General features: G+C 65.9%; 18 protein-coding genes. 7 read left to right on the top strand and 11 right to left on the bottom strand.

Annotation, left to right across the window (positions count from 1 at the left end; genetic code table 11):
* The first annotated feature begins 105 nt into the window (after positions 1 to 105).
* The gene (locus ACMV5O_RS13215; protein WP_416163883.1) at positions 106 to 1,968 is read left to right on the top strand and encodes a diguanylate cyclase; all 1,863 of its coding nucleotides are present in this window, start codon (positions 106 to 108) and stop codon (positions 1,966 to 1,968) included.
* A gap of 232 nt (positions 1,969 to 2,200) precedes the next feature.
* Here the strand turns inward: ACMV5O_RS13215 and ACMV5O_RS13220 are convergent, their stop codons facing one another.
* Positions 2,201 to 2,551 carry a DNA-binding protein gene (locus ACMV5O_RS13220; protein ID WP_416163884.1) on the bottom strand — a complete coding sequence of 117 codons (351 nt, stop codon included), beginning with the start codon at positions 2,549 to 2,551 and terminating at the stop codon, positions 2,201 to 2,203.
* 287 nt (positions 2,552 to 2,838) lie between these two features.
* Here ACMV5O_RS13220 and ACMV5O_RS13225 point away from each other — a divergent pair, with 287 nt between their 5' ends.
* Positions 2,839 to 3,066 (top strand): hypothetical protein, encoded by a 228-nt coding sequence (locus ACMV5O_RS13225; protein ID WP_416163885.1) that lies wholly within the window; start codon positions 2,839 to 2,841, stop codon positions 3,064 to 3,066.
* Positions 3,067 to 3,364: 298 nt separating this feature from the next.
* Positions 3,365 to 4,333, top strand: a complete 969-nt coding sequence (locus ACMV5O_RS13230) for a TerC family protein (protein WP_416163886.1) — start codon at positions 3,365 to 3,367, stop codon at positions 4,331 to 4,333.
* A gap of 71 nt (positions 4,334 to 4,404) precedes the next feature.
* On the opposite strand, the gene ACMV5O_RS13235 is transcribed toward ACMV5O_RS13230, so the two are convergent.
* Both ACMV5O_RS13235 and ACMV5O_RS13240 read right to left on the bottom strand, forming a co-directional pair.
* A complete protein-coding gene (locus ACMV5O_RS13235; RefSeq protein ID WP_416163887.1) occupies positions 4,405 to 4,998 on the bottom strand; it encodes a lipocalin family protein in 594 nt (197 codons plus the stop codon).
* A 67-nt stretch (positions 4,999 to 5,065) separates the two neighbouring features.
* Entirely contained in the window at positions 5,066 to 5,395 is a 330-nt protein-coding gene (locus ACMV5O_RS13240; RefSeq protein ID WP_416163905.1) for a DUF5710 domain-containing protein, read from the bottom strand.
* 218 nt (positions 5,396 to 5,613) lie between these two features.
* Between ACMV5O_RS13240 and ACMV5O_RS13245 the strand changes: the two genes are divergently transcribed.
* Complete coding sequence (locus ACMV5O_RS13245) at positions 5,614 to 6,312, top strand: alpha/beta hydrolase (protein ID WP_416163888.1); 699 nt, start codon at positions 5,614 to 5,616, stop codon at positions 6,310 to 6,312.
* A gap of 21 nt (positions 6,313 to 6,333) precedes the next feature.
* Here ACMV5O_RS13245 and ACMV5O_RS13250 read toward each other — a convergent pair whose 3' ends face one another.
* From ACMV5O_RS13250 to ACMV5O_RS13260, 3 genes are read right to left on the bottom strand one after another with little or no spacing between them, the layout of a single operon-like run.
* On the bottom strand, positions 6,334 to 6,591 hold the full coding sequence (locus ACMV5O_RS13250; RefSeq protein WP_416163889.1) for a hypothetical protein: 258 nt from the start codon (positions 6,589 to 6,591) through the stop codon (positions 6,334 to 6,336).
* A gap of 52 nt (positions 6,592 to 6,643) precedes the next feature.
* Positions 6,644 to 7,048 carry an alternative ribosome rescue aminoacyl-tRNA hydrolase ArfB gene (gene arfB / locus ACMV5O_RS13255; protein WP_416163890.1) on the bottom strand — a complete coding sequence of 135 codons (405 nt, stop codon included), beginning with the start codon at positions 7,046 to 7,048 and terminating at the stop codon, positions 6,644 to 6,646.
* 37 nt (positions 7,049 to 7,085) lie between these two features.
* Positions 7,086 to 7,697: a PolC-type DNA polymerase III gene (locus tag ACMV5O_RS13260; RefSeq protein ID WP_416163891.1), complete on the bottom strand. Its 612-nt coding sequence runs from the start codon at positions 7,695 to 7,697 to the stop codon at positions 7,086 to 7,088.
* Positions 7,698 to 7,791: 94 nt separating this feature from the next.
* Here ACMV5O_RS13260 and ACMV5O_RS13265 point away from each other — a divergent pair, with 94 nt between their 5' ends.
* From ACMV5O_RS13265 to ACMV5O_RS13275, 3 genes are all read left to right on the top strand, one after another.
* On the top strand, positions 7,792 to 7,932 hold the full coding sequence (locus ACMV5O_RS13265) for a hypothetical protein (RefSeq protein ID WP_416163892.1): 141 nt from the start codon (positions 7,792 to 7,794) through the stop codon (positions 7,930 to 7,932).
* Positions 7,933 to 7,994: 62 nt separating this feature from the next.
* Positions 7,995 to 8,951, top strand: a complete 957-nt coding sequence (locus ACMV5O_RS13270; protein ID WP_416163893.1) for an Acg family FMN-binding oxidoreductase — start codon at positions 7,995 to 7,997, stop codon at positions 8,949 to 8,951.
* Positions 8,952 to 8,973: 22 nt separating this feature from the next.
* Positions 8,974 to 9,819 carry a DUF6920 family protein gene (locus tag ACMV5O_RS13275; RefSeq protein WP_416163894.1) on the top strand — a complete coding sequence of 282 codons (846 nt, stop codon included), beginning with the start codon at positions 8,974 to 8,976 and terminating at the stop codon, positions 9,817 to 9,819.
* Here ACMV5O_RS13275 and ACMV5O_RS13280 read toward each other — a convergent pair.
* The 5 genes from ACMV5O_RS13280 to ACMV5O_RS13300 all read right to left on the bottom strand — a co-directional run.
* The gene (locus ACMV5O_RS13280; RefSeq protein WP_416163895.1) at positions 9,816 to 9,980 is read right to left on the bottom strand and encodes a hypothetical protein; all 165 of its coding nucleotides are present in this window, start codon (positions 9,978 to 9,980) and stop codon (positions 9,816 to 9,818) included. The two genes, ACMV5O_RS13275 and ACMV5O_RS13280, sit on opposite strands and share 4 nt — an antisense overlap.
* A 209-nt stretch (positions 9,981 to 10,189) precedes the next feature.
* Positions 10,190 to 10,804, bottom strand: a complete 615-nt coding sequence (locus ACMV5O_RS13285; protein WP_416163896.1) for a hypothetical protein — start codon at positions 10,802 to 10,804, stop codon at positions 10,190 to 10,192.
* A 684-nt stretch (positions 10,805 to 11,488) separates the two neighbouring features.
* Positions 11,489 to 13,075 carry a Fic family protein gene (locus ACMV5O_RS13290; RefSeq protein WP_416163897.1) on the bottom strand — a complete coding sequence of 529 codons (1,587 nt, stop codon included), beginning with the start codon at positions 13,073 to 13,075 and terminating at the stop codon, positions 11,489 to 11,491.
* Positions 13,076 to 13,093: 18 nt separating this feature from the next.
* Entirely contained in the window at positions 13,094 to 13,696 is a 603-nt protein-coding gene (locus tag ACMV5O_RS13295) for an HD domain-containing protein (protein ID WP_416163898.1), read from the bottom strand.
* 155 nt (positions 13,697 to 13,851) lie between these two features.
* A partial coding sequence (locus ACMV5O_RS13300) for a hypothetical protein (RefSeq protein ID WP_416163899.1) occupies positions 13,852 to 14,071 on the bottom strand: 220 nt, incomplete at its 5' end.

A 14,071-nucleotide genomic window follows, 5' to 3' on the forward strand; every position in this document is an offset into this window, starting at 1 on the left:
TCGCCCGATGCGCGGACATATCGGCTGGAGGCTTGCACTGCCGCTCGCGGCCGCCCCTTATATAATCGCGAGACCTGCACCCTCCTGCTCGAGGTCCCGTCCGCAATGTCCGCGCTCAGCAATCCCTCAGAAATCGCCCGCGAGACGCTTCGCCAGCTCGCCATGCGTCGAGTGGCACCCACACCGGACAACTACCGCAAGCTCTATCACGAGATCGCAGGCTCGGGCGCCAGGGAGGACGAGTCGCCCGCGGCCTTGCTGCGCAAGCTCGTGCGCCGACTGCCGCGTGACACTGCAGACCGTCAGCGTCAGCTGCGCCAGCTCGAGCAGGCGCTAGCGGACGGCCAGGCGAAGGCTGCCGAGACCGCGCTCGAGCGCTATGTCGAAGGACTCAAGGCCGTCGAGCAACCCGCCTGGAATGAAGTCATCGCCAACCTGCTGCGTCAATGGGAGGCGCGCCACGCCGGCTGGACCACCGCGCGCAAGCGCGAATCGCTTGACCGCGTACTCAACGCCTCCGACGCAAGCACGCTGTACACCCGGCTACAGGGGCTGATGCGTGGCTGGAACCAATCCGGCATCGACGCGGAGCCAAACGTGGTGGAGCTTGCAGCTATCGGCGGCGCTGGACCCGACCAAGCACAAGACGCGGCGTCGGCGCCCCCTGCCGCAAGCCGAGCAGGCACCGCGACCGCTCGCATGGTCGGTACTGCCAGCAGCGTCGAGTTGATCGACTCCCTGCGTGATCTGCTGCGCATCAGCCTGCGCCAGGCAATTCCCGCGCTGCTCACGGACCACGCCGAACTCTGCGCGGAGGCTCGGTCGATCGCCGCCGAGCTCGAGGTGAGTCGGGATGCCACGAGCTTGCCCCCGATCGGCCAACGCCTGCGCAAACTCACCCGGGAGATCGAGATCACCGCCGCCGATGACGCCGAGGTGCGCGCCGGCCTGCTCGAACTGCTGCGCCTGTTGCTGCGCAACATCGACGACCTCGTGCTCGACGACCAATGGCTCAGCGGCCAGGTCGAGATGCTGCGCGAGATCGTCGATAGCAAGCCCGATCCGCGCAGGATCGACGATGCCGCGCGGCGACTCGGCGAACTCATCTCCAAGCAGGGCCAGCTCAAGCACAGTCTGGTCGAGACGCAGCGTCACCTGCGCGAGATGCTGGCAGGCTTCGTCGATCAACTCGCGCGCTTCTCGGAGAGCACCGGTACGTACCACGACCGCATCGGCACCTGCGCGCAACGCATCGCCCAGGCCAGGAACATCGCCGAGATCGGCCCGCTCCTCGATGAGGTCATGGCCGAAACACGCAGCATCCAGCAGGAGGCGCAGCGCTCGCGCGGCGAGCTGATCGCGGCCCGCGAACAGGCGCGAGAAGCCGAGTCGCGCGTGTCCAGCCTGCAGGCTCAGCTCGAGGAAACCAGCCGCCTCATGCGCCACGACCAGCTCACCGGCGCGCTGAACCGGCGTGGCCTTGAAGAGATGTTCCAGAAGGAGGCCGCACGCGCCCAGCGCCGCGGTAGCCGTCTGGCTGTCGCGCTGCTTGACATCGACCACTTCAAGAAGCTCAACGACACCCTTGGCCACGAGGTCGGCGACGACGCCCTCGTGCATCTGGCGCGCATCGTCCGCCAGCATCTGCGCCCGCAGGACGTGCTCGCCCGCTTCGGCGGCGAAGAGTTCGTCATCCTGCTCCCCGAGACGGCCGACAGCGATGCCCAGCAGGCACTCGTCCGCCTGCAGCGGGAGCTGACACGGGAGTTCTTCATGGCCGATCAGCAGAAGGTGGTCATCACCTTCAGCGCTGGCGTCACCCCACTGGGCGACGGCGAGAGTCTCACCGCCGCCCTCAAGCGGGCCGACATGGCGATGTACCAGGCCAAGCAGGCCGGTCGTAACCGGGTTGTCGTCGCCCCGCATCCCGCCACAGCGGCCACCGCCACGGCCACTCCCGCAGCCTAGGGCCCGCGGCGCGCCACCTGCATCAGCCCGAGCGCAATCAAGTCAGTCGCGCAGGCTCTGCAGGTAAGCGAGCAACGGAACCCCCATGACGGCACTGCGTGCCCGCCGCCAGCGCACCCAGGCGGATTGCGCGGCATGGCTTGCGGTTATGGTCACGTCCTTGTCGGATCGCGCAGGCTGCACCGCGCTCCGGGGGATGCGGGGCAGAAGCCCGACTCAGCGTGCGCCACGATCAGGATGAGCGGCGATGGTGACTCTGCGCGAGTTTTTCCGCTGCATTCTCCAGCGCACTCCAGGAGCCGCCGTGCGCGAGATAAGCCGTGATCCAATCGGGCGTCGCCCCCTCACCATTCCACGTCAAGGCGCGGCTGGCGGGATGAACGAAGCGAATCGGCGCCACTGGGGGCGCCACTGCAGGCACCACCTCGGGCGCGGCCTGCGGCTCGTCGACCGCCGCCGGCGCGGCCGCCAGGCCGTCAACCGGCTCGGTCTCCAGTCCCTCGCGCACCGCGATCTCGCGCTCGACCTCGGCAAGCATGGCCTCCAGTTCTGGCAGGGTGCGCTCACTCAGCTCGATGGTCATGCGCAGACTCACTTCGTTTCAGAGGCATCCATGATACGCGGGTCCGTCCGGCGCATCAGCCGAAAATTCACCGAAGATTCGCCACTCCGGCGCAAGCGCCGCATCAAGCGGTTCGCGTCCGGCGCCCCCCTCTCGTGGCGCACCCGATCGGCGCCGAAGCGCCGCACATGCCCCCGCGCAGCGGGCGGTGCCACAATGAACTTCGCGGCACTCCCAAGTAGAATCATTGCTGGTGCTCGCGACGCGGGCGCGAACGGGAATTCAGGGTGACCAAGCAGGAAAGCACGATGGCCTTAGTCCAGGCGGTCAGCGACAAGCGCTGCATCAGCTGCAACCGCTGGCATGGGCGACGACGACCCGGTGTCGAGCCGGATACGGTCGAGGTCGCCTCGGCCGCGGTGCGCGGCGTGTGCATCGAGGGACCGTGGCATCGGAGCTTGCGTGGCGTACGCTCGGCATGTGGCCAGTGGCTGCGCTGGGCGGCGCTGGCCGATCGCTCAGCCGACGGGCAGTGAGGCCATCAGCCATCAAGATCGAGACCCTCGGAGTCCTCGGGCCAGGGCGATGACCGTCATGGGCCTTGACTTTGCCACGGGTCGGCATAGACTCGCCGCCCATCAAGGGGAGTAGCTTTTTCGCCCCGGCATCGTCATCACGGCAGAGCGGTCGCCAGACCCTCTCCCGGTGCCGGGGGCAACGAGAGAATCCGTTGCAAGCGAGACCTTGCCCAAGGGCAAGGTCCGTGCAACGACTGCACGTAGGGGTCTGTGTCCTTCGGGAACAGGCCCTTTTTCCTTTTGTGCGGAGCGTGCGATGGAATCGATCGGAACGTGGTGGTTGTGGGCGGCCTTTGCCGCCATCGTGGTAACGATGTTGCTGGTGGACCTGTTGGCCGTCGGTGGCGGCAGGCAGCATCGCGTGTCCTTGAAGGAGGCCGCAGGCTGGTCGCTGGCCTGGGTCACGGTGGCAATGCTGTTCGCCGGCGGACTGTGGTGGTACCTGGACGGCAGCATGGGGCGCGCGCTGGCCAACGAGAAGACCCTCGCCTTCGTCACGGGGTACTTGGTCGAGAAGTCGCTTGCGGTCGACAACGTCTTCGTGTGGATGATGATCTTCAGTTTCTTCGCGGTGCCGCTCGAGCTGCAGCGCCGCGTGCTGCTGTACGGCATCGTCGGCGCGATCGTGCTGCGCACGATCATGATCTTCGCCGGCAGCTGGCTGATCAGCGAGTTCCACTGGATCCTGTACGTCTTCGGCGCCTTCCTGGTCGTCACCGGCATCAAGATGGCGTGGTTCTCCGAGCACGACCCGGACCTCGAGAAGAACCCGCTCATCCGCTGGATCCGCAACCACTACCCGGTCACCGAGAAGCTCGAGGGCGAGCGCTTCTTCGTGATGCGCGACGGCGTGCGCATGATGACGCCGCTCTTTCTCGCCCTGGTGCTGGTCGAGATCTCGGACGTGATCTTCGCGGTCGACAGCATCCCGGCGATCTTCGCGATCACCACCGACCCCTTCATCGTGCTGACCTCGAACCTGTTCGCCATCCTTGGCCTGCGCGCGATGTACTTCCTGCTCGCCGACCTCGGTGATCGCTTCGAGCTGCTCAAGTACGGCCTGGCGGCAATCCTGGTCTTCATCGGCACCAAGATGCTGATCGTCGAGTGGGTGAAGATTCCGGTCATGGTGTCGCTGTCGGTGGTCGCCACCATCCTCGCCTGCTCGGTCGCAGCCAGCCTGTGGTACGCCGCGCGCAAAGCCGAAGCCTTACGCGCGAGCTGAGCCAATATGCCGCCCCTGCGACCGGGGGCGGCGACTGACCGGGCTGGGATGTGCGGCGAAGGACCGGCCGCCTATTCGGGCGAGGCCGGCTCGTCGGCATCCTGCGGGCTGCGCTGCAGGCGCTGCAGGTCGAATCCGCGCGCTTCGAGGCGAGCGAGCAGTCGGCGGTAGACCTCCTCGTCGACCGCAGGCGTCCTCGACAACACCCAGAGATACTCGCGCCGCGGCTCACTCACTGCGACCAGCTGGTAAGCCGGGTCGAGATCGATCACCCAATAGTCGCCCCACACCATGGGCAGCCAGGACAGCCACGCCGGGGCGAAACGGACCTTGAGTTGCGACGAGTCGGCCGGACCCACCTGGCGCGCCGTGCCGACCGCTTCGACCACGCTGCCATCGCTGGCCTGGCAACGGTTGATGACCTGCACGCGCCCTTCACCCGCCAGACTGTACTCGGCCTGCGTATTGCTGACGCATTGCTGCTGGAAGCGGTTGGGGTACTTGGCGATCTCGTGCCAGGTACCCATGTAGCGCGCCACATCCAGCGTGGGGACGGACTGCAGCGGCTCACTGCTGGCCGTGTCGGCCGTCGTCGTGCACGCCGATTGCACGCCGGCAGCCAGCAGCAGCGCGAACGTCGTTGTCTTGAGGTTCTTGATGTTCATGGTGTCTCGGACGGGTGTCGTGCGCATACGTTCATCAGGCGGATCGAGCGCACATAGACTTGCATGCTCAGCGCCGCGGCTGGGGCTCGGGCCACTGCTGCAGCCGGCATTTGTCGCAGTCCTCCCAGGGCAGGCAGTCGCACACCCGCGGCAGGGCCACGAAGCGGCTGCCCACCTGCACCTTGGCCTCGGTCATCGGCTTGGTGGCGGTGCTGCGTCGCGGGCCGGGCACGGGCGCGGACGCCGAGGCCTCATGCGGTGTCGGCTGCCAGCGCGAGAACGGCGCCAGGTCGAGACCGGCCTCGACGTACCAGAGCTTGCGCGCGGCATCCCAGCGTGCACCCAGCTTCTTGGCCTGGTCCTTCTCGGCAAACGGGACCTTCAGGTTGTGGCGCATGGCGGCTTCGCGATCGTCTTGGCGGGGGCGCATTATAGGGTTTCCGCCAGCAGGCATCCCCTCTGCCTCGAACTGCCGCAAAATTGAGCGTGCCCCGGAAACGCACGAACGACAAGGGGCCGCGCCCCTTATCCACAAGCTCGCCCACACACCTGTCCCCACCGGCTGGGGAAAAGCCCCCCGGCCCACGTCGCAACGAAGCCCTTGCCGAGACCACGATGACCGAACACACCCCCTTCACCACCGACACCCCGCCCATCGAAATCGAAACCGGCCCGAACCCGCAGTGGTCGGTCATCTGGATGCACGGCCTGGGCGCCGACGGCAGCGACTTTGCGCCGATCGTGCCGGAGCTGGGCCTCCCCGCGGGGCTGGCGCTGCGCTTCGTCTTCCCGCATGCGCCCTTCCGCCCCGTCACCTGCAACGGCGGCTACGTGATGCGCGCCTGGTACGACATCATCTCGCTGGCGCCCAACGCCCGTCAGATCGACGAAGCCGGCCTGCTCGAATCGCGCGCCTTCGTCCGCCACCTGATCGAGCGCGAAGCGGCGCGCGGCATCCCGAGCGAGCGCGTCATCCTCGCGGGCTTCTCGCAAGGCGGCGCCGTCGCCTACCTGAGCGCGCTCACACACCCCACGCCACTGGCGGGCCTCATGGCGCTCTCCAGTTACATTCCGAGCGCCAGGCTGATCACCGACGACCTTGCCGAAGCGAACCGGCAGATTCCGGTCTTTGCCGCGCACGGAACCCACGACGACGTCGTCTCGCTCGAACTCGGGGAGCAGGCGCTGGCGCTACTGCAGGCGCTCGGCCTCGAGCCCGAATGGCGGACCTACGCCATGCCCCACTCGGTGTGCATGGCCGAGATCGCCGACATCGGGGGCTGGCTGAAGCGCGTCGTCGCTGACGCGCGCTGAGGGCCAGTCCGGCAGCCCGCCCTATTCCCTGGCTTGAGACTCGCTGTTCTGCGCCTGGCGCTCAGCCTGTGCCTTCGCGGCCGCGTTCTCCCTTTCCATCTTGTTTCGTGCAATGGCGATCGCAGTCTTGCCAATCAGAATCACCACAACGGCCAGCAAGACGATGAACAGGAACGAGGCCCGGCCGCTCGAGACGTCGTCCGGAGCCGTGTTGGCCAGCGCCGGGCCACTCGAAAGGCAAAGGCCAAGGCTGACCAATGCGGTAGCAATGCATTTCATGGAGAACCTCATTCGTCGATCTGGTCATTTCCCCGGCGCCGTCCGCCGCGCTTCAATCGCTCACCCTCCCCCGCACCGCCTTGATCGACGCCCGCCTCGCCTTCCCCTCCAGCCTGCGGGTGACCGACGCTCGGGTTGGCCGGGTCGCACGGCGCACCTTCGCGGGTGTTGCAGCGTGCTCGATCAACGCTTCCAGCCGGCGCAGCGCCTCGGCGCGGTTCTTCTCCAGACTGCGAAACGTCTGCGCCTTGATGATCACCACGCCCTCCTTGCTGATCCGATGGTCGTGCAGGGTGAGCAATCGCGCGCGAATGTCCTCGGGCAGGCTCGATGCCGCGATGTCGAAGCGCAGATGCACCGCGCTCGACACCTTGTTGACATTCTGGCCGCCCGCACCCTGGGCCCGGATCGCGGTGATCTCGATCTCGTCGGGAGCGAGCGTGAAGCGGGCCGTCATCGCTGAGTCCCTGTCCGCGCCCCACGTCGCATGCGCATCAGCATCCCCGGGCAGCGGCCAGGCATCTTGGCAGCTGCGCCTTCGACGCGCGCTGGATCTGGCGCAGCAGATCGACCGACACGCTGGGCACCTGATGCCGCAGCCGCAGTTCATCCGCGAGCCGCAGCAGCAGGCTCGCGGCCATCTCGGCATCGGCCAGCGCGCGGTGATAGCGCCCGGCGACCGGCAGCTTGGCGTACTCGACCAGGACGCCCAGCTTGTGGCTCGGTGCGAGCGGCAGCAGGCGTCGGGACAATAGCAGCGAGCACACGAAGTCCTGCTTCCTGCTGCGCTGGATGCGCGCGAGCTCCGCATCCCAGAACTTGGCGTCGAACGAGGCGTTGTGGGCGACGATCGGCATGTCGCCGATGAAATCGGAGACGTCGCGCATGACCTCGCCCGCCGAAGGTGCGCTGCGGACCATGGCGTTCGTGATCCCGGTCAGCGCCTCGATGTAGGCGGGGATCCGCACGCCCGCGTTCATCAGGCTCTGGTAGCGGTCGACCACACGACCGTCCTCCACGATGACCGCTGCGATCTCCGTGGCGCGATCGCCCTGCGCGGGCGACAGCCCCGTGGTCTCGAAATCAATGACTGCCACCGCTTCCATGCTCAATACCTTCCTCTCGGACGTGGCGCGTGGTCTATGCGCACCGTGGTGACCGGGCGCGATTATAGGCAGTGTACGCGCCGTCCGACCGGCAATGGCGGATGCGCGCTACGAAGTCGGGTCGATGGGCCGCTTTGCCGGGCTGAACCTGACTGAAATGCAGACCGGGCACGTCGATACCGAACGGCAACCGGGCGCAAGCTCATGGATGGACACGCGGGTCTTTGTCGATTGACATGAGGTTTCGATAATCTGTGAAGCATCGATCTGGCTTCGACCGATGAGGGGGAAATCACCATGCTGGCTGCCGACGCCATCCGCGCCCTTGTTCAACGGGCCGTTCTTGCCCCTTCCAGCCACAACACCCAGCCATGGCGGTTTCGTGCGACGACTTCGGCTATCGACCTGTTGGCGGATCGCACCCGCGCCCTGCCGGTAAACGACCCGTTCGACCGGGAGCTCATCGTCAGTTGCGGAGCCGCCTTGATGGCGCTGCGGGCAGCCTCGGCCGATGCAGGTCTGGGCACGCGAGTGCTTCTGTTGCCCGATGGTGCCGACGGAGACTGGCTGGCACGCGTTGAGCTGACCGCCGATCCGGCCGACACGGGCCTTGCTGCCCTAGGCCCGCTCATCGAGCAACGCCGCACCTACCGCAAAGCCTTCGAGGCCCGAGAGGTCTCGCCAGACGTCGTCGCGAGTGTCACTTCGTCTGTGGCGGCGCAGGGCGCAAGGCTGCTGACCCTCGACATCGAGCAGCGGCAGGCGGCCGGCGCGCTGGTCGCCGAGGGCGACCGCGAACAGTGGGACGACCCGCGCTGGCGCCGCGAACTGGCCATGTGGATGCATCCCAGACGCGACGGCGATGGCCTGAGCGTACCTGCGTTGGCCGCCCCGATTGCGCAAGCCGTGGTACGCAGCTTCGACATGGGTAGTGGCGTGGCGGCCAAGGACCAGCAACTGCTGACGGCCTCTCCCTGGCTGACGGTGCTCACCACGGCGGGGGACGACGTCCGGTCCTGGCTGCAAGCCGGGCAGGCGCTGCAATGCGCCCTGCTCGTGGGCTGCCGCCACGGGCTGCAAGCGTCCTACCTGAATCAGCCGGTCGAAGTGGCCACGCTGCGCACGCGCCTCCAGGCTCTGCTGGGCACGGTAGATCACCCCCAGTTGCTGATGCGATGGGGACACCCCACGGAAACCCTTCCGCCCGCCCCACGGCGCCCCCCGGAGGCGGTGCTCGAGGCCGTGGCGAGCTGAGCGGACCGGGGATGCACCCATCATGAAATGGCTCCTGTTCGGCCTGGTGGCCGTTGTCATCCTCGCAATCGCCCTCTGGGGACTGGGGCGGTGGTGCTGGTCCTCGAAGACGCGTGCGCTGCTGGACAAGCTGGAAGCCAGCCGATCCCGCGCTGCGGTCGAGCGTTTCAACCCCCAGGAGCTGCAGGGGCTGCCGGAGCCGGTTGCGCGTCATCTGCAGCAGGTCTTGCCCAAGGGGGCACCGATCATCCGGGCCGTGGAGGTGGTCCACCGTGGCTCGTTCAACATGAGCCAGACGTGCGAGCAGTGGAAGCCCTTCACCTCCCGGCAACGTGTGGTCACGCGCCGCCCCGGCTTCGTTTGGGCCGGCCGTGTGTCGATCGCTCCGGGGCTCGACGTGTTCGTGCATGACGCCTATGTGGACGGCGAGGGGATTCTGGAGCCGGCGCTCGCGGGGCTGGTCACCCTGATGCGCCTGCGCGACCGGGGCGAGGTGGCGCGCGGCGAGTTGATGCGCTTCATGGCCGAGGCGGCGTGGTACCCCACCGCACTGCTGCCCAGCCAGGGCATGCAGTGGGAGCCGGTCGACGAGCAGAGCGCCCGCGCCACGCTGGTGGACGGCGACATACGGCTGACCATGACCTTCCACTTCGGCGCCGACGGGCTGATCGAGACCATCCGTGCCGAAGACCGCGGCCGCACAGTGGGCAATCGGATCATCCCGACGCCTTGGGAGGGCCGCGTGTTCGACTACCAGCAACGCGACGGGCTGCTGATTCCCGTTCGGGGCGAAGTGGCATGGATCACGCCGGAAGGCCGACTGCCGTACTGGAGAGGCACAATCACCGAGATCCACTACCACCGCTAGCACCGGACATCAGGGCGCTGGACCGAAGGCACTTGGGCAACCGCCCATGACCGCGACGCCATGGCCGCGACGCCATGGCCGCGGTTGTCGAACGGCAGCCCGTTCTTGCGCACGTAGGCGGCCTTGATGGCGATGCGCTCGCCCGGCTGCATGGCGCGCACCAGCGCGCGCTCCTTCTCGGTCGGGGTGAGGCATCTCCCAGATGCCGTCCTTGAGGAAGCGTGCGGTCTGATCCTCAGCGTGTCCGAAGCTGGCGCCGACGAACCAGGTGGTGGACGAGGGGTTGGGGTGGGTCTGCGTGGTCATGCGTGGTTTCGCTTCGTGATTCTTGAGGACGGGGTCGGATGTGGCGGATCTCGGCCGGCAACCGTCAGACGCTGATCGGCTCGGCAGCACTGAACACCCGCTCCAGCGTCGCGGGCCGCAGTGCGGCGTTGGCTTCGCGGATGGCGGCATGCTTGGCTTTGAGCGCTGCTATCTCGGCCTCAAGCCTGACAAAGGCCGACTGCGTAGCCAACGTCGGCACCGGCACTCTTATCTTGCTGAGATTTCCCAAGCTGAGCGTGCGGTTACGGTCAGCGGTGCCCGGTGATGCGAGCCCGACTTGCTCCAGCCCATCCTCGGACAGCAGGTAGTAAGCGAGGAAGGTTGTGATCATGCGTGCTGGGTCTGGAACGCACGTTATGTAGCGGTGGGACGCGATGCCCCCATCATGCTCCTCGCTCGCGAGTGCAATAGCACCTTCCCATGCCTTGATGTTGCTGAGGACCAGATCGCCGGCCTTTACCCAGACAGGTTTCTTCCATGTTGCTTCAGCCCCATCAAAATCAGGCTTGAAGAACAAACCCTTGCCAAAGGATCTCGCACCGACCTCGCGGTAACGCGTGTCGACGTCCAACGTCACCGGGCGGGGAACGTGAGGGGCGACCTCCGCCATCGTAAGCATCGGAGCACCAGCGATGGCATCACGGAAGCGCAGCGCCAACAGATGCTCAGCATCGCGCTCGGCGGCATCCAGATGCGCATCGAGCCGCCCCGTTTTCTCCGCCAGCGCATCCAGAGCGGTGACAAGAGCTTGTTGCTCGACTAACGGCGGGAGCGCAATCTGTTAAGCAAGGAAACGCTCCTCCTTGATCCGAACCCGATTCGTGGTGCCCTCGCTCGCCGCCTTGCACAGGTCAACAAAGGGCGCGGAGCGAACCAGCCACCCCATGAAAGCTGCATCGCATAGACTCGGGTCTCGAAACTCGAACGAGGGAAAGTCATTGCTGACAATGGCGCCGTCGAGCTCTGGCGGAACCAAACCAATCGCCCCATTGCGGGCGTTGCTTGCGCACAGGATCAGCCCGACCGGCGGATTCTGGCCGTTATGAACAGCTATCCAATAATGAAGAGAGTCTTTTGCCTGGCGGACGCGGCGCACGGCGACCGGGCGGTGTCATGCCCTGATCCCGCGACCGGTAGGCAAAAGACTCTCTTTATTGGCGATTTCGGCAACCGGTCATTCCTATCGCATATAGCCGAGTGGACTCGAGCGACATCATTGGCCGACAAGCCGCTATTCGTATCCGACACGCCTCACCCGCCGAACTCGAAAAATCATCACGACACTCGAATTTGCCTCACAACACCGAGCTTTCGCAGCACTCGAGTCGAAAAGCACGAAAAACTAGCCCTCCTCGGCCCCCTCCCTCGCGCTGAGGCCGAACGACTCGCGCACCACTTCCTCAACACGGTCCAGCACATCAGCAGGCAGATGAAAATACTGCTTTCGCCGCCGCGCAGAGAGCCGCCCCTGGCTCGACTGCGCCATTCGGATCAAGGCCGACAGGTCCTTCCTGGGCAGATCAAACTCCGCATCCAGCTGTGCGAAGGCCTTATCGTAGCCGCTCAGCCACGCCAGTTCGCGGGGAATCTCGTCTTCCACGGCCTGCTGGATCATGCGGTGCAGGAAAGCCACTTCCGTGCTGGCGTCGAAGAAGCGGTAGGCCCTGCTCCCCGGATGCGCAGTCACATGCGGAGCGTCCTCGGCACGCACGTAGCGCCACAGCCGCGTCACCGGCTGCGAGAATCCCGCAAGCACCTCGAGGTAGGCCGGGATGTTCTTCAGGATGACGGCGGATACCGGCACGACCGTCCCGGTCGGCAGCAGCCCCGAATGCGTCAGCACGTGGTGGATGAGAAACCGGTGCAGGCGTCCGTTGCCGTCCATGAAGGGGTGCAGGTAGACGAAGCCGAACGCGGCCGCTGCCGCCTTGACCAGCACATCGGTACAGAGGTCATCGTCGTTGATGAAGGCCTCCCAGCCCCGCATCGCACGCGCGAGCTCGGCCTGCGGCACCGGGAAGAAGGTGACGCGACCGGTGGCATCCTCCAGCCAGTTCTGTCTTGTCCGATAGGAAACTTCCTGGCTGTACACATCGCGCACGACAGCGTTCTGCAAGCTCACCAGCCAATCCTCGGTGACCTGCGTCGTTTCGCCGGCACGCCGGAGCAGTTGAACGAAGCGCTCCTGCTTGTCCGAGCTGGGATGCTCGCGCTCGATCTCGAAGCTGCTGCGGGTTTCCGAGAGGTACAGGTAGCTCAGCGCGCGCTCATGGAGCGACGGATCCGTCACGGATGCCAGGGTCTCGCGCGCCTTGTCGAGGAGTTCTGCCAACGAAGGCGCGCTCGGTACTGCCGCGCGCCGCACCACCGGGGAGAAGTCGGCCGTTCCGAGTGCGTTGTTGCGCACGCGGAACTTGCGGTCGTTGGTGGGCTGCCCGGCGGTGACGTAATCGTCGCCAGGAAAGAGGTCGACGTAGCCTCCCGCCGGCAAGGCCTCCGCCGGGAGTTCCTGTCCCGTCAGCCACTCCCAAAGATGACACGCCCGCCGGATGTGCGCGCCGTTGGGCGCCGCATTCAACCGGGCCAGCAAGTCCTGCGGCAGGAGATGCTCGAACAGGGCGTCGATGACCTCAAGATTCACGCCCTCATGGCGCAGGGCAAACTCGAGATGGCCGACCAGCGTGTCCTCGATGGCCACGCCACGCGGGAAAAGGACGCGGTCCGCCGAATCCACTCGCCGATTGACCGAACCGCTGATCTCCGCCCGCTTCGCCAGCGGTCGGACGACCAGAGAGAGTCGGCTGATGAGTTCTGCGTAGCCAATGGTGGGCATCGAATCCTCGAAATCTGTTTGCGCGACTCGAACTTTATTAACGGACGTTGGCCTTTCAAACAGTCTATTCGAGAATTTATCGTTACCGCCGATCAATCAGCACTGCCGAACAGGTCACGCCACCCGGCTCTTCGCTTCCGCAAGCTCTAGCACCGCCGCCAGATCGCGCCGCAATGCAGCTTCCAGCGCCGCCGGCACCCGTCCGCCAAAGGCCTCGACCAACTCCGCGTAGTACCACAGCGATCCATCCTTGCCTCCCGTGAAGCGCGTCCATACCGGCTCGCCGATCTCCGTCAGATCAAGCAGGATTGCCTGCAGGTTGGCCAGCTTGTCGCAGGCAGAGACGAGAACGCCGTCGCCTTCCGCCGCGCGCAGGTGGGCGAGGTAGCGCTCCTTCCGCTCACGCCAGGGGCTTTTCTGCCCCTGGGCATCGGGCAGGCCATCGGTACAGAACTGCACGAGATCGAGGATCTGGCCACCAAAGGCGTCGCGGATCGGGTCCGCCCACTGCGGACCACCGTCTTCGAGGACGTCATGCAGCAGCGCCGCGATTACCTGGTCCTCGCTGCCACCATAGCGTTGAACCAAAGTCGCCACCGCAACCGGGTGCGTGATGTACGGCAATGGCAAGCCAAGAGCGTTCTCGGTCCCTTTGCGGATCTGGCCCGCGTGAGCTTCGAGGGCGAGCGACAGGGCGGTGTCGAACTTCTGGCTCATGAGATGGGTTCCTGAGTGGTCGTTTTTTCGATTGGGATTTTCCGACATCCAAGGCTCACCCGGTGCACCCAGTTCGATAGCTGGTGCGCCCTGACATTTATCGAAGTCGCGCCGGCACTTCTCATGAGCGGCGACCGCCAGACCTCGGGTCGCACTTACCTAACCAGCATCGCCATCCGCCACTCAATCGCCTCCCGCTTCGGATACATCCGCGCCTCGCGCGGCAAAAACAGCGGTTTGCCTTCCAGCTTGGTCAGCACTCGGTAGTCGGGTATGCGGCGATCCAGCGAGGAACTCCCCCGCCAGCGAAAGTCGGTGTCCGGCGCAATCAGGTGACGATCGAGCGCCCAGTGCATGTCTGGCGTAAGTGCCAAG

It is taken from the genome of Thauera sp. WH-1 (genome assembly GCF_047806685.1).
GTDB lineage: Bacteria > Pseudomonadota > Gammaproteobacteria > Burkholderiales > Rhodocyclaceae > Thauera.

What these genes read in the sequence shown, in the direction of transcription:
- ACMV5O_RS13215 (WP_416163883.1), top strand. Translation starts at nt 106, where the DNA reads ATGTCCGCGCTCAGCAATCCCTCAGAAATCGCCCGCGAGACGCTTCGC.
- ACMV5O_RS13220 (WP_416163884.1), bottom strand. Translation starts at nt 2,551, where the DNA reads ATGACCATCGAGCTGAGTGAGCGCACCCTGCCAGAACTGGAGGCCATG.
- ACMV5O_RS13225 (WP_416163885.1), top strand. Translation starts at nt 2,839, where the DNA reads ATGGCCTTAGTCCAGGCGGTCAGCGACAAGCGCTGCATCAGCTGCAAC.
- ACMV5O_RS13230 (WP_416163886.1), top strand. Translation starts at nt 3,365, where the DNA reads ATGGAATCGATCGGAACGTGGTGGTTGTGGGCGGCCTTTGCCGCCATC.
- ACMV5O_RS13235 (WP_416163887.1), bottom strand. Translation starts at nt 4,998, where the DNA reads ATGAACATCAAGAACCTCAAGACAACGACGTTCGCGCTGCTGCTGGCT.
- ACMV5O_RS13240 (WP_416163905.1), bottom strand. Translation starts at nt 5,395, where the DNA reads ATGCGCCACAACCTGAAGGTCCCGTTTGCCGAGAAGGACCAGGCCAAG.
- ACMV5O_RS13245 (WP_416163888.1), top strand. Translation starts at nt 5,614, where the DNA reads ATGACCGAACACACCCCCTTCACCACCGACACCCCGCCCATCGAAATC.
- ACMV5O_RS13250 (WP_416163889.1), bottom strand. Translation starts at nt 6,591, where the DNA reads ATGAAATGCATTGCTACCGCATTGGTCAGCCTTGGCCTTTGCCTTTCG.
- arfB (WP_416163890.1), bottom strand. Translation starts at nt 7,048, where the DNA reads ATGACGGCCCGCTTCACGCTCGCTCCCGACGAGATCGAGATCACCGCG.
- ACMV5O_RS13260 (WP_416163891.1), bottom strand. Translation starts at nt 7,697, where the DNA reads ATGGAAGCGGTGGCAGTCATTGATTTCGAGACCACGGGGCTGTCGCCC.
- ACMV5O_RS13265 (WP_416163892.1), top strand. Translation starts at nt 7,792, where the DNA reads ATGGCGGATGCGCGCTACGAAGTCGGGTCGATGGGCCGCTTTGCCGGG.
- ACMV5O_RS13270 (WP_416163893.1), top strand. Translation starts at nt 7,995, where the DNA reads ATGCTGGCTGCCGACGCCATCCGCGCCCTTGTTCAACGGGCCGTTCTT.
- ACMV5O_RS13275 (WP_416163894.1), top strand. Translation starts at nt 8,974, where the DNA reads ATGAAATGGCTCCTGTTCGGCCTGGTGGCCGTTGTCATCCTCGCAATC.
- ACMV5O_RS13295 (WP_416163898.1), bottom strand. Translation starts at nt 13,696, where the DNA reads ATGAGCCAGAAGTTCGACACCGCCCTGTCGCTCGCCCTCGAAGCTCAC.